Here is a 13,615-nt window from a genome sequence, read left to right on the forward strand (position 1 = left end):
GGCACATATTCTTCGTTTATGTGACCGTAATCTCACTGGGACAGCTTTTTCGACACATATCCTTCGTTTATGTGACCGTAAAGTGGTGTTACCTCATTTTTGAGGCACATATCCAACTTGCCTGCCAAGTACACCATATAAAAAAGCGCCCCTGTCGTATACGACAGAGACGCTTGATATGCGCGGTTCCACTCTGTTTAGGCCGCCTTTGAACAGGCATTGACCTCAACTTTAACCTGTTAACGGGAGGACCCGCCCGATACTACTCAGGCACTGATTGCCTTTTTGCACAGGGACTCCGAGGCGCATTTCAAAAAATGAGAGGCCTGAACCACTTTCAGCCGGTGATGGTTCTCTCTAATAAGCGTCATCTTTCTACTTTTCCTCTTCAACACTTTGGTTATATAGAATTACTCTTACTATATTACATTTTTGAATTTCTGTTAACTAAAACAGCTTAGAAAAGTTATTAGCCCAAAAGCTTCTGGACTCTTTCCTTTACTTTTTCTTTGCCGATCAGTTCCATTGCAAGCATCAGGTCCGGGCCGTGTGTCTGGCCTGTCGCAGCCGCTCGGACTGGCATGAAAAGCTTCTGCCCTTTATGGCCGGTTCCTTTTTGTACTGCTTTGACCGCTGCCTTGATTGAATCCGCCTTGAACTCTTCAAGCTCTTCAACCTCCGCAAGGAATGCATTCAGCACTTCTGGAACCTGCTCGCCTGCAAGGACCTCTTTTGCTTCTTCATCATAGTTTACCTCATCGCGGAAGAATAAATCAGACATCTCAACGATTTCCGCACCGAAGCTCATCTTATCATGATATAGGGAAATAAGGCCGCGAACCCAGGCATCTTCTTCCTCTGTACGGTTCTCGCTGACTTTTCCAGCCTTGACAAGGTGTGGAAGCGCTAGCTCGACAACACGGTCCAGGTCAGCCTTTTTCATATATTGATTGTTCATCCATGCAAGCTTCTGCTGGTCAAATAGCGCAGGAGATTTTGAAAGTCTTGCCGGATCGAAAATTTCAATGAAGTCGTTCTTAGAGTAAATCTCCTCCTCACCTGCTGGAGACCATCCAAGCAGCGTGATGAAGTTGAACAATGCTTCTGGCAGATAACCGAGCTCTTCATACTGCTCGATAAACTGGATGATTGATTCGTCACGCTTGCTCAGCTTCTTGCGGCTTTCGTTAACGATCAATGTCATATGGCCAAACACCGGCGGTTCCCAGCCAAGCGCTTCATAAATCACAAGCTGCTTCGGTGTATTGGAAATGTGGTCATCCCCGCGAAGAACATGGGAAATCTTCATCAAATGGTCATCGACGACAACCGCATAGTTATAGGTTGGCGTGCCATCTTTCTTGACGATGACATAGTCACCCATCCCGTCTGATTCAAAGCTGACGTCGCCTTTTACCATATCGTCAAACTTCAGAATCTTGCCTGCAGGCACCTTGATGCGAAGGCTCGGCTGGCGTCCTTCTTTCTCAAACTGTTCCTTCTGTTCTGCTGTAAGGTTTCGGCAGCGGCCTGAATAATGAGGAGTCTCGTTGCGTGCAGTCTGCTCCTCGCGCTCAGCTTCCAGCTCTTCCTCTGTGCAGTAGCACTTATAGGCATGGCCTTTTTCCAGAAGCTCCTGATTGTATTTTTCATATATGTGGTTACGCTCTGATTGGCGGTAAGGTCCATATTCGCCGCCAACATCGACACTCTCATCCCAGTCGATTCCAAGCCATTTAAGATACTTCAGCTGGCTTTGTTCCCCGCCTTCGATATTGCGTTTTTTATCTGTATCTTCAATGCGGATGATGAACTTTCCGCCTCTGTTCCGTGCGAATAGATAGTTGAATAGTGCTGTACGGGCATTCCCGATATGTAAATGTCCAGTCGGACTCGGCGCGTAACGCACCCGGATATCTGATGACATAGTGAATCCTCCTCTAATATAGCTGTCCATTATTGTATCATTTTCAAATATAAAAGCGGAAGTACCTTATTATTTATGAATTTCTTTTAATAAAACGACCGCTTGTGCGGCGATGCCTTCTCCCCGTCCTGGGAATCCAAGCTTTTCTGTTGTTGTCGCCTTGACATTCACCTGGTCAGGGGTGCCTTCCAATAATCCTGCAATCCTTTCGCGCATAGCTCCGATATGCGGTGCCATTTTAGGCTGTTGAGCGATAATCGTGCAGTCTATATTCACAAGCTCGTACCCTTTATCCTTCACAATCTTCCAAACATGTTCAAGTAATTTGGCTGAATCAGCGTCCTTGAATTCAGGATCAGTATCCGGGAAATGTCTGCCGATGTCCCCTTCGCCGATTGCCCCAAGACATGCATCAGCCACCGTATGTAAAAGCACATCAGCATCCGAGTGGCCAAGAAGCCCCTTTTCATATGGAATTGTGATTCCGCCAATGATCAGCGGCCTGCCCTCCGTCAATTGATGTACATCGAAACCTTGTCCAATACGAAACATAATGAATAACTCCTTTTAAAATTAGGCTGTCTATATCTATTTTCAAACACTCGATTCTTTTCGCTTGCGTAAAATCGCTTCGGCAAAATATAAATCTTCTGGTGTTGTCAGCTTAATATTATCATAGTCCCCTTCGATGATGCTGACACGATGCGGAATTCGTTCGACAAGGCTTGATTCATCTGTACCGATGAATTGCTCTCTCATTGCCTTATTATGCGCCTCAAGCAATACGGAAACGCGGAAAGCCTGCGGGGTCTGGACTGCCCACAAGCTTGAACGCTCAACTGTTTCGGCTACCATGCTGTCCGCCGCTTTCTTGATTGTATCTTTAACAGGAACAGCCACGATTGCCCCGCCATCCTTGCTTGCTGCCTCGACAAGTTTGTGGATCGTTTCTATTTTTATGAACGGCCGGGCAGCGTCATGGACGAGCACAATACCATCCATCGAATGGACCGCCCTAAGCCCGTTATACACACTGTCCTGGCGTTCCTTTCCACCATTGACCAGTGAAGATACCTTATGAATATCATACTCTTTCAATAAAGACTTGAACTGTTGCTCATCACTCGGGCTTATGGCGAGAATGATGCCAGAGCATTCAGCATCTGTTTCAAACACCCTTAATGTATGGATCAGGATGGGAACGCCTTCCAAAGTGAGCAGCAGCTTGTTTTTCCCTGCTCCCATCCTCTTTCCCTGACCTGCAGCCGGAATTATAACCTGATAAGGCATTATGAAAACTCCAATCTTTTTTCTGCTCATTCCTTGATAAAAAAGCCAAATTTCAAATACCACTTTAACATATAAACGGGCAGTCGAGGCCCTGCTTCACGCCTTCAAGGAATCAATGAAGGAAGCGGGAATCAACTGCCCATAAAGGCTTGGTCCATCGAGGGATGGATCAACTGATTATACTTTTTTCCAACTGCTTCGGCTTTGCGAAAATCATCCTGCCAGCTGATGTTTGCAGCACACTTGTTACAAGAACATCAATACGCTTTCCGATATAATCGCGGCCTTCTTCGACGACGATCATGGTGCCGTCATCCAGGTACGCAATGCCCTGATTATGTTCCTTGCCATCCTTGATGACCTGGATGCTCAATTCTTCTCCAGGGAGGACAACTGGTTTTACCGCATTGGCCAGGTCATTGATATTCAGCACGGCAACCTTTTGTAATTCACAAACTTTGTTCAAGTTGAAATCATTCGTGACGACAACCCCATTTGTCAGCTTTGCCAGCTTCACCAGTTTGCTGTCGACTTCCTGAATATCGTCAAAATCACCTTCATAAATTTCAACCTTAATCTTAAGTTCCTTTTGAATACGGTTTAGGATGTCCAATCCGCGGCGTCCGCGATTGCGCTTCAACACATCAGATGAATCAGCGATATGCTGTAATTCTTCCAGGACAAACTGCGGTATGACAATGGTGCCTTCAAGGAACCCTGTCTGGCAGATATCCGCAACCCTGCCATCAATAATCACACTTGTATCGAGAATCTTCCACTCTCTTGCACGGCCTTCTTTTTCCACTTCTTCTTCAGTGCCCTTTTTCTTTGACCTTGAAAATAAACCAAGCAGTTCATCTCGCTTTTTGAATCCGACTTGGAATCCAAGATAACCAAATAAAAGTGTCAGCAGTGTCGGTGCCACTGTATTCACAACAGGCACCTGGATTGCATTAAGGGCAAATCCTACTAAGAATGCCACCAGCAACCCGAAGAAAAGGCCTACACTCCCGAACAGGACATCCGTTATTGGTGCCTTGATCAGCGACTCTTCAGCCCACTTCACAAAATTGGTCACAGGATCTACGGCCCAAAAAGTAAGAAGATAAAAAATAAGTGCGCCTAAAACAGCAGTAACATAAGGATTATTGATGAGAGTCATGTCTCCCGCGTTCATTAATGCTAATAAATCAGGAATTAAGAATATACCAAGCGTTCCCCCAATGATCAGGAAGCAGGCTTGAATGATACGTCTTAACATCCTTTCACCTCCTTTTAATCATTATAAACAACTTCCAAATTTTGAAACCCTAGTAATTAAACATTTTCTTAAAATAAGGCTGCTTTCGTAAAGATTGTTGTTAAAATCCTAAAGTCGATTTTAACGTAATATTAGGCCATTTTGCTGGTCAGTATTAAGTTTGCATGCCCTTTTCTCACAAAAGAGTCAACTTTGCAAGAAACATAGGTCATTCAATCCTATTTTGTAGTCGATAGCAACAAAGTTTGAGAAAAGAGCCAAAAATAAAAACTCAAATGATTATACGATTTAACCATGGTAAAGGTTACGGAATTTGTACAATTATTATTTTAATACAGCAAGATTGCCATAATCCCTATAGGAGTAAATCACATCTTTAAAGTAGCACCGGGACATGTAGGTGTCAATTAAAAGCAGGCCGCCAATGTTTGGGATTACATTTGGCGGTCCGCCATCAACTGGTCCCTGATAAGTTTAAAGCCTTCTTTGATTTTCCGGGCTCTTACTTCGCCGATGCCCTCTACATCATCCAGTTCTTCAACGGAAGCAGCAATCATATTGGTGAATTTGCCGAAGCGTTTGATCAAATTCTCAGTAATGATCATCGGCAGCCGCGGTATCTTATTCAGCATCCGATATCCTCTGGGACAGATGAATTCATCCATATGCACATATCCCTGATGACCGAGAAGCTTGAGGATGGTAGTGTCTTCAATGACGCCTGCCTTTGAAAGCTCCTGGAAACGGGCCATCACAACATCTGCCTTCACTTCCGTTTCTGCTGAGTAATCTTTGATGACAAGCAGTGCTTCTCTTTCCATTTCAAATAAAAGCTCCTGCATTTGCAGGCGGATCAGCCGGCCTTCCTGCCCGAGCTCACTCAAATAAGTAAAAAGCTCCGTCTTGATCCTCAGCACCATTTCAAAACGATGGATCACCTGCAGTAAATCATTATAGGTGACAAGATTCTCAAATTCGAGAATTCCCAGATTGGTAATGCTTTGTTCAAGCACGACTTTGTACTTTTCCAGCGTCTGGATGGCCTGGTTTGCCTTTGTTAAGATGACGCCGATTTCCTTCAATGCATAGCGAAGGTTTCCCTGGTAAAGGGTAATGACATTCCTTCGCTGGGAAATTGCGATGACAAGTGCCCTTGTTTGCCTCGCCACCCGCTCCGCTGTCCTGTGCCTCATCCCTGTCTCAGTCGAGGGTACGCCCGTATCCGGCGCTAACTGGGCGTTGGCGAATAGGATCTTGCTGCCAGTCTCATTTAAAATAATCGCACCATCCATCTTCGCCAGTTCATAAAGATAGCTGGGACTGAACCTGCAATTGATTTCAAAGCCGCCATCAACCAGGTTTTTAACCTTTTCGTTATACCCAAACACAATCAACCCGCCTGTCTTGGCCCGAAGCACATTATCGATTCCATCCCTTAGAGGTGTACCTGGAGCGATGAATTGAAGGATTTCACCTAACTCTTTTTCCTCAAGCTCTTTATGTTCCAATCCATCAACCTCCCAAGGTGACTTTTAATGCATGGCTGACAGATGATACCCCGATAAGCTCAACTCCCCGTGGAGGAGTCCATCCGCCAAGATTATTCTCCGGTAAAATAATTCTTTCAAAGCCAAGCTTCGCCGCTTCCTGGACTCGCTGTTCAATCCTCGAGACCCTCCTTACTTCCCCAGTCAGCCCTACCTCGCCAATGATACAGTCAGAAGCACGGGTTGGTTTATCCCTGAAGCTAGAAGCAATGCTGACTGCCACCGCAAGGTCGATTGCCGGTTCATCCAGCTTCACTCCGCCGGCGACCTTCAAATAAGCATCCTGATTAGCGAGCAGCAATCCGACACGCTTCTCCAGCACCGCCATCAGCAAGGAAACACGGTTATGGTCGATTCCGGTAGCCATCCGCCTTGGATTCCCAAAGCTAGTAGGCGAGATCAGCGCCTGGATTTCAACCAGTACAGGTCTCGTTCCTTCCATCGAGGCCACGACCGTTGAACCCGAAGCACCCTGTGATCTTTCCTCTAAAAATATTTCCGAGGGATTTGCCACTTCTTCAAGACCAACTTCCTTCATCTCAAAAATACCCATTTCATTCGTCGACCCGAAACGGTTTTTGACAGCCCTAAGGATTCTGTAAGTGTGGTGTCTCTCACCTTCGAAATATAGAACTGTATCAACCATATGCTCCAGCAGTCTTGGTCCGGCGATCGAGCCTTCCTTCGTTACATGGCCAACGATAAAAATCGCGATTCCTTTTGTTTTCGCAATCCTCATTAACTCAGCTGTACATTCCCTTACCTGTGACACACTCCCTGGCGCGGAGGTCACTTCTGGATGGAAGATAGTTTGAATGGAATCGACGATGACAAAATCTGTATTGCTGTTTTCGATTGTCAGGCTGATTTCCTGCAGGTTGGTTTCCGCATAAACAAACAGGTTATCCGATGTTACACCAAGCCGGTCCGCGCGGAGCTTCGTTTGCCTCATCGACTCCTCACCAGAAATATAGAGGACGGAATGCGCCTTCTTGGCCAGCTGGTAAGATACCTGAAGCAATAATGTTGATTTGCCGATGCCAGGGTCCCCCCCGATCAGCACAAGCGACCCTCTGACTACCCCGCCGCCAAGCACACGGTTCAACTCATTCAAGTCTGTCGTAATCCGCGGCTCGCTGACTGTTTCAATACTAGTAATTGGGGTGGCCTTTGCAGCAACACTCGTATTACCCGTATTGGCAAAAGCTCCTCTTCTTGCCGTGCCAGTGCTCTCCACTTCCTCGACCATCTTATTCCATTGCCCGCATCCCGGACATTTCCCCATCCACTTCGGAGATTCATAGCCACATTCCTGGCACATGAATTTTGTTTTTCTTTTTGCCATTTTTTTAGCCTCTCAATAAAAAAGTTATTACTTATATAATAAAGCCAAACAAGTAATAAAAGAAATGATAGCAACTGAAGCAAGTATGTAATTTTTCCTTAAATGCTGAATTTAGGTGGTCCCACACTTAAATTATGTTCATATCCATATAGTGCAATTCCAACTATTTTTAGAAAGACGGTTTGCCGCTCATCGAATACGAACTAGTTATAGGCAGCGTGGCAAACTTTTGAGGAGTACTCCAATGAAACTTTCCTTTAGTAAAAAAAGGGGTACACGTATTTTGTACGTATACCCCTTTTGTTTACATGTTAAGCCATTTTAAGCTTTTGCCGTTCCTTCTGGAGCCTTGACAACGAATTCGCCATTTTCAACATCTATGACGACATTTTGCCCAGTGAGGACGGTTCCTCTCAGCAATTCTTCAGACAGCTGGTCTTCGATATGCTTCTGGATTGCCCTGCGCAGCGGACGTGCACCGTACTCTGGATCGTAGCCTTCCTCCGAAATCTTTTCTTTTGCCGCATCTGTCAGCTCTAGTGTGATTTCCTGCTCTTTCAGGCGCTTCACAAGCTGGTCGGACATCAATGTAACGATTTCTTTTAAATGCGGCTTTTCGAGCGCATGGAAGACGATGATTTCATCGATACGGTTAAGGAATTCAGGACGGAATGCCTTTTTCAGCTCCTCCATCACTTTACCCTTCATATCTTTGTAATCCTGTTCTCCATCCTGGATATTGAAGCCAACATATTTATTCCGCTTTAACGCTTCTGCTCCGACATTGGATGTCAGGATCATGATTGTATTGCGGAAATCGACGGTCCGGCCCTTGGAGTCCGTCAAACGGCCATCCTCGAGTACCTGCAGCAAAATATTAAACACATCTGGATGCGCTTTTTCAATTTCATCAAGCAGGATGACCGAGTATGGCTTTCTGCGTACCTTCTCTGTCAATTGGCCGCCTTCATCATATCCTACATATCCTGGAGGTGAACCAACAAGACGGGACGTTGAATGCTTCTCCATGTATTCAGACATATCGACGCGGATCATCGCATCTTCATCTCCAAACATGGACTCTGCCAATGCTCTTGCCAATTCTGTTTTACCGACACCTGTTGGTCCAAGGAAGATAAATGAACCGATTGGACGTTTAGGGTCCTTCAAGCCTGCACGCGCGCGTCTTACGGCCTTGGAAACTGCTTTAACGGCTTCATCCTGGCCGATGACACGGGAATGAAGGATTTCCTCCAGGTTCAGGAGCTTATCTGTTTCAGTTTGCGCTAGCTTGGAAACAGGGATATTCGTCCAGCTGGACACCACATGTGCAATGTCTTCCACTGTCACTTCACTGTTTTCCTTGCCCTGCTTTTCTTTCCATGACTTTTTCGTATTTTCAAGCTGTTCACGAAGGCGCTGTTCTGTATCTCTTAATGAAGCAGCCTTTTCAAACTCCTGGCTTTGTACAGAAGCATCTTTCTCCTTGCGCACTTCCTCCAGCTTCACCTCAAGCTCCTTAAGGTTAGGCGGAGTTGTATAGGAACGCAGGCGAACCTTTGAACCTGCTTCATCAATTAAGTCAATTGCTTTATCCGGAAGGAATCGGTCAGAGATGTAGCGGTCAGATAATTTTACTGCCGCTTCAATTGCCTCATCCGTAATCGATACTCTGTGGTGAGCTTCATAGCGGTCACGAAGACCCTTCAAAATTTGTACTGACTCTTCTGCCGTTGGCTCATCGACTGTAATCGGCTGGAAACGTCGTTCTAGTGCAGCATCTTTTTCGATGTATTTACGGTATTCATCCAATGTTGTTGCACCGATACATTGCAGCTCGCCGCGTGCAAGTGACGGCTTCAGGATATTGGAAGCGTCAATCGCTCCCTCAGCTCCGCCGGCACCAATTAATGTATGGAGCTCGTCGATGAATAGAATGATATTTCCTGCCTGGCGAATTTCATCCATGACCTTCTTCAATCGATCCTCAAATTCACCGCGGTACTTTGTTCCTGCAACAACTGTGCCCATATCAAGAGTCATGACACGCTTGTCACGAAGGATTTCCGGTACCTCGTTATTGACGATTTGCTGTGCCAGCCCTTCGGCAATTGCTGTTTTACCGACGCCTGGCTCACCGATCAATACAGGGTTGTTCTTCGTCCGGCGGCTTAACACTTCAATGACACGCTGGATTTCCTTAGCACGGCCGATGACCGGATCAAGGCTGCCTTCCCTGGCGATTGCTGTTAAGTCCCTTGCAAGGCTGTCAAGTGTCGGCGTATTGGCATTAGCCGTTCCGCCACCCTGATGTCCTGAAGTTTCATTGCTTCCAAGCAGCTGAAGGACCTGCTGGCGCGCCTTGTTCAGGCTGACACCAAGATTGTTCAGTACTCTTGCAGCCACGCCCTCTCCCTCACGGATCAATCCAAGCAGGATATGTTCTGTTCCAACATAGGAGTGGCCCAGCTTCCTTGCCTCATCCATCGAAAGTTCGATGACCTTCTTAGCTCTTGGCGTATAGTGGATTGTCTGGGAAGTTTCCTGGCCGCGGCCAATCAGGTTCTCAACTTCCTTCTGGATCTTCTCCGCTCCAAGACCAAGACCATAAAGCGCCTTTGCCGCAATGCCCTCACCTTCACGCACCAGGCCAAGTAAGATGTGTTCTGTGCCGATATTGTTATGTCCAAGGCGAATCGCCTCTTCCTGTGCGAGTGCCAATACTTTTTGTGCTCTCTCGGTAAATCGTCCAAACATCATAAGATCATCCTCCTGACTCGTCTTTTGTTTCCATTTTCAAACGTTCTCTTATTAAAGCAGCCCTGCGGATATCCCGTTCATTCGGTCTTAATGGTCCTCCCGCATATTGCTGTAAAAACCCGGGCTGAGTTAATATCATCAACTCATTCAAAATCGACTTGGATATATTTTTTATAAAACCCATATCTATTCCAAGCCTTAAATCTGATAGGCAGCGGGCAGCTTCCTTCGTTTCGATGATCCTGCTGTTTGCAAGTGTTCCATATGAGCGAAACACTCTGTCTTCTAATTGTATGTTAGAAGTCTTCGCTAATGCTTCCCGCGCCGACCTTTCCTGAGATATAATCTGGCTTACGACACTTTTTAAATCGTCTACAATGTCCTCTTCCGATTTTCCGAGCGTAATTTGGTTCGATATTTGAAAAATATTGCCGAGTGCTTCACTGCCCTCGCCGTAAATACCTCTTACCACCAAACCAAGCTGGTTAATCGACGGGACGATCCGGTTCATTTGCTGTGTCAAAACAAGACCAGGCAGGTGCATCATCACCGATGCTCTCAGTCCAGTACCCACATTCGTAGGACAGCTGGTTAAATAGCCGAATTTCTCATCAAACGCATAATTGACATATTCCTCAAGCCAGTCATCGATTTCATTGGCAGCCTTGAGGGCTTCACTTAGCTGGAAGCCTGGGAATAAACATTGAATCCTAATATGGTCTTCCTCATTGATCATGATGCTGACTTCTTCATTTTCAGATAACAGGACGGCACCATGAACAGAATTTTCTGCCAGATTCGGACTGATCAAATGCTTCTCGACCAGCACCCTTTTCTGCAAAGGCGGAATTTCATCCATTTTAATCATTTCCAACTGACCAAAAGCAGCTGTCGATGTATTACTGGCACGTTCCATGATCGTACCCACCACTGCCTCTGCCTCACCATTAGTGAACAATGTCGGAAAATTATACTCGTCAAGGTTCCTTGCAAAGCGGATGCGAGAGCTAAGGACGATATCTGAATCAGGTCCATCAGCACTCATCCAGGAGCTGACAGCCTGATTGATAAACTTCTCCAATGACAAGGCTACTCCCCTCCCTCTTGACCTGCTGACAATTTCCTTTCAAGTTCCCTGATCTGGTCCCTTGTCTCAGCAGCCTGCTCAAATTCCTCTGCAGAAATCAGGCTTTTCAGAGTTTGTTTAAGCTGATCGATTGTCTTCCTTACATGAAGGTCACCGCCGACTCTTTTAGGGATTTTTCCATTATGTACGGAATTTCCGCTATGGAGTCTCCTGACAATCGGGGTCAGCTGTTCGCGAAAAGCATCATAGCAAGTCGCACAGCCAAATCTGCCTACTTTCACAAACTGCGGAAATGTCATTGAACATTGAGGACACTGGGCCACTTGCTCAGCGTCAAAGGCATCCTTTTTCTGTTCAGGAAAAGCAGGTTCCATATTCAACAATCCGGCAAGCAAGCTATTGATCGAAAAAGCAGGGCCGTTGTTCATCATAAACAATTCACCTTTTTCTTGTGCGCATATTTCACACAAGTGCAATTCCGTTTTTTCTCCATTTGAAAAATTCGTGAAGTGCAGCGTTGCCGGCCTTTGATTACACTCTTGGCAGATCATGCCCTCACCTCTTTATCTGCTTTGATATTATTTATACTTCAATGCCATCAGCATGGCCTTCAACATTCTCGCACGCAGCTCATCACGCAGCGGCAGCTCAATATACAGGACGGACCTGTCGAGCACACTCAGCATGATTTTTGCCTCACGTTCAGTGACTACATCTTCCTCCGCAAGACGGAAGATGACATGCTCGGCGCTGCTTTGAGAAATTCGGGTCTGTATCAAAGACAGTAAATCATCAATCAAATGTGCATGATCATAAGCCTGGACTTTGATGATCCGGATGTAGCCGCCGCCACCCCGTTTGCTCTCAACAAGATAGCCTCTTTCAATCGTGAACCTTGTATTGATGACATAATTGATCTGGGACGGCACGCACTGAAATTTATCGGCGATTTCACTTCGCTTGATTTCAACGATGTCCTTATCGCTCATTTCTAAAACCTGTTTAAGGTAATGTTCTATGATGTCCGATATATTCCTCACTAAACCTCCCCCAATCTGACTTTGACTATATTTGACGTTAATTATACAAAAAATTTTTTTCCGTTGCAATGAAAGTATCCTGAATTATTTTCGCCAAAATTATGTATGCCAAAACATGACAATAAGGGGTGTGTTGGTTATTATACCCATTTTATAACATGTGGAAACTTGTATCTGGGCACATCAATGAAAAATTTGTTCGGGATTAGATTTTCTGAGAAGGAGTCGGTGCCTATTGGTTAGATTGGCATTGTAACCAGTAATATTATCTTTAGTACATAAGCTCTTTCCGAAGGTTCTATATAAGAAAGCAGCTGGTATATTTTATTTTCTGGGGAACCCACCTGTGCCTGTATAAGTGCTATATCAATGCACCAGGAGTTTACTGGCAAAAAGCAACTACTTGTCCTGGTTGTATCATGTTCTGACAACTTTTCGTACTTTTCCTCCAAACCTGTCTGAAGTTGGCTCAAGTTCAGTCAACTTTTCGTACTTTTCCTCCAAACCTGTCTGAAGTTGGCTCAAGTTCAGTCAACTTTTCGTGTTTTCCCTTCAAACCTGGTCTGAAGTTGGCTCAGGTTCGGACAACTTTTTGTGCTTTCCCTTCAAACCTGTCTGAAGTTGCATCAAGTTCAGATAACTTTTTGTGTTTTTCCTCCAAACCTGTCTGAAGTTGGCTCAAGTTCAGACAACTTTTCGTGTTTTCCCTTCAAACCTGTCTGAAGTTGGCTCAGGTTCAGACAACTTTTCGTGCTTTTCCTTCAAACCTGTCTGAAGTTGGCTCAAGTTCGGACAACTTTTTGTGCTTTTCCTTCAAACCTGTCTGAAGTTGGCTCAAGTTCGGACAACTTTGTGTGCTTTTCCTTTAAACCTGTCTGAAGTTGGCTCAAGTTCGGACAACTTTTTGTGCTTTTCCTTCAAACCTGTCTGAAGTTGCATCAAGTTCAGACAACTTTTCGTGTTTTTCCTTCAAACCTGTCTGAAGTTGGCTCAAGTTCGGACAACTTTGTGTGCTTTTCCTTCAAACCTGTCTGAAGTTGGCTCAGGTTCTGACAACTTTTTGTGCTTTTCCTTCAAACCTGTCTGAAGTTGGCTCAAGTTCAGACAACTTTTCGTGTTTTTCCTTCAAACCTGTCTGAAGTTGGCTCAAGTTCGGACAACTTTTCGTTCATTACCTCCAAACCTGTCTGAAATTGACTCAGGTTCTGACAATTTTGTGTGCTTTTCCACGAAACTTTGTCCGTAGTCAGGCCAAATATAATCAGTTACTGCCATATTTCACGCATCATTTATAAATCAGCATACAAAAAAAGAACAGCCATTATAGCTGTTCTTTCATGTGCCCGGCGGCGTCCTAC

The 13,615-nt window shown here is 45.3% G+C and carries 10 protein-coding genes and 1 other annotated feature; all 10 genes read right to left on the bottom strand.

All coding sequences use genetic code 11. The annotated features are described in order from the left end of the window. Positions 1-162: 162 nt before the first annotated feature. Positions 163-401 (bottom strand) — a binding site (T-box leader). A 68-nt stretch (positions 402-469) separates the two neighbouring features. The 10 genes from gltX to J7E37_RS09025 all read right to left on the bottom strand — a co-directional run bounded on the left by gltX (position 470) and on the right by J7E37_RS09025 (position 12,257). Further along, complete coding sequence (gltX, locus tag J7E37_RS08980) at positions 470-1,927, bottom strand: glutamate--tRNA ligase (protein ID WP_215023623.1); 1,458 nt, start codon at positions 1,925-1,927, stop codon at positions 470-472. A 69-nt stretch (positions 1,928-1,996) separates the two neighbouring features. Beyond that, positions 1,997-2,479 carry a 2-C-methyl-D-erythritol 2,4-cyclodiphosphate synthase gene (gene ispF / locus J7E37_RS08985; protein WP_214784177.1) on the bottom strand — a complete coding sequence of 161 codons (483 nt, stop codon included), beginning with the start codon at positions 2,477-2,479 and terminating at the stop codon, positions 1,997-1,999. A gap of 42 nt (positions 2,480-2,521) precedes the next feature. Next, the gene (gene ispD / locus J7E37_RS08990; RefSeq protein WP_214784180.1) at positions 2,522-3,217 is read right to left on the bottom strand and encodes a 2-C-methyl-D-erythritol 4-phosphate cytidylyltransferase; all 696 of its coding nucleotides are present in this window, start codon (positions 3,215-3,217) and stop codon (positions 2,522-2,524) included. 169 nt (positions 3,218-3,386) lie between these two features. Next, positions 3,387-4,478, bottom strand: a complete 1,092-nt coding sequence (locus J7E37_RS08995; protein ID WP_214740682.1) for a PIN/TRAM domain-containing protein — start codon at positions 4,476-4,478, stop codon at positions 3,387-3,389. A 434-nt stretch (positions 4,479-4,912) separates the two neighbouring features. Continuing rightward, positions 4,913-5,986 (bottom strand): DNA integrity scanning diadenylate cyclase DisA, encoded by a 1,074-nt coding sequence (gene disA, locus J7E37_RS09000; protein ID WP_214784184.1) that lies wholly within the window; start codon positions 5,984-5,986, stop codon positions 4,913-4,915. Between the two features lie 4 nt (positions 5,987-5,990). Further along, entirely contained in the window at positions 5,991-7,370 is a 1,380-nt protein-coding gene (radA, locus tag J7E37_RS09005; protein WP_215023625.1) for a DNA repair protein RadA, read from the bottom strand. A 321-nt stretch (positions 7,371-7,691) separates the two neighbouring features. Further along, positions 7,692-10,130 (bottom strand): ATP-dependent protease ATP-binding subunit ClpC, encoded by a 2,439-nt coding sequence (gene clpC / locus J7E37_RS09010; RefSeq protein ID WP_192472801.1) that lies wholly within the window; start codon positions 10,128-10,130, stop codon positions 7,692-7,694. Between the two features lie 4 nt (positions 10,131-10,134). Beyond that, the gene (gene mcsB / locus J7E37_RS09015; protein WP_215023627.1) at positions 10,135-11,217 is read right to left on the bottom strand and encodes a protein-arginine kinase McsB; all 1,083 of its coding nucleotides are present in this window, start codon (positions 11,215-11,217) and stop codon (positions 10,135-10,137) included. A gap of 2 nt (positions 11,218-11,219) precedes the next feature. Then, complete coding sequence (gene mcsA, locus J7E37_RS09020; RefSeq protein WP_214784193.1) at positions 11,220-11,768, bottom strand: protein-arginine kinase activator protein McsA; 549 nt, start codon at positions 11,766-11,768, stop codon at positions 11,220-11,222. 27 nt (positions 11,769-11,795) lie between these two features. After that, the gene (locus tag J7E37_RS09025; RefSeq protein WP_214784196.1) at positions 11,796-12,257 is read right to left on the bottom strand and encodes a CtsR family transcriptional regulator; all 462 of its coding nucleotides are present in this window, start codon (positions 12,255-12,257) and stop codon (positions 11,796-11,798) included. Between the last annotated feature and the right edge of the window lie 1,358 nt (positions 12,258-13,615).

The sequence above is a fragment of the Bacillus sp. ISL-39 genome (assembly GCF_018613295.1).
Taxonomy (GTDB): Bacteria; Bacillota; Bacilli; order Bacillales; family Cytobacillaceae; genus Mesobacillus.

Excerpts from the sequence above, each read along its gene's own strand:
- gltX (WP_215023623.1), bottom strand. The coding sequence starts at position 1,927 with ATGTCATCAGATATCCGGGTGCGTTACGCGCCGAGTCCGACTGGACAT.
- ispF (WP_214784177.1), bottom strand. The coding sequence starts at position 2,479 with ATGTTTCGTATTGGACAAGGTTTCGATGTACATCAATTGACGGAGGGC.
- ispD (WP_214784180.1), bottom strand. The coding sequence starts at position 3,217 with ATGCCTTATCAGGTTATAATTCCGGCTGCAGGTCAGGGAAAGAGGATG.
- J7E37_RS08995 (WP_214740682.1), bottom strand. The coding sequence starts at position 4,478 with ATGTTAAGACGTATCATTCAAGCCTGCTTCCTGATCATTGGGGGAACG.
- radA (WP_215023625.1), bottom strand. The coding sequence starts at position 7,370 with ATGGCAAAAAGAAAAACAAAATTCATGTGCCAGGAATGTGGCTATGAA.
- clpC (WP_192472801.1), bottom strand. The coding sequence starts at position 10,130 with ATGATGTTTGGACGATTTACCGAGAGAGCACAAAAAGTATTGGCACTC.
- mcsA (WP_214784193.1), bottom strand. The coding sequence starts at position 11,768 with ATGATCTGCCAAGAGTGTAATCAAAGGCCGGCAACGCTGCACTTCACG.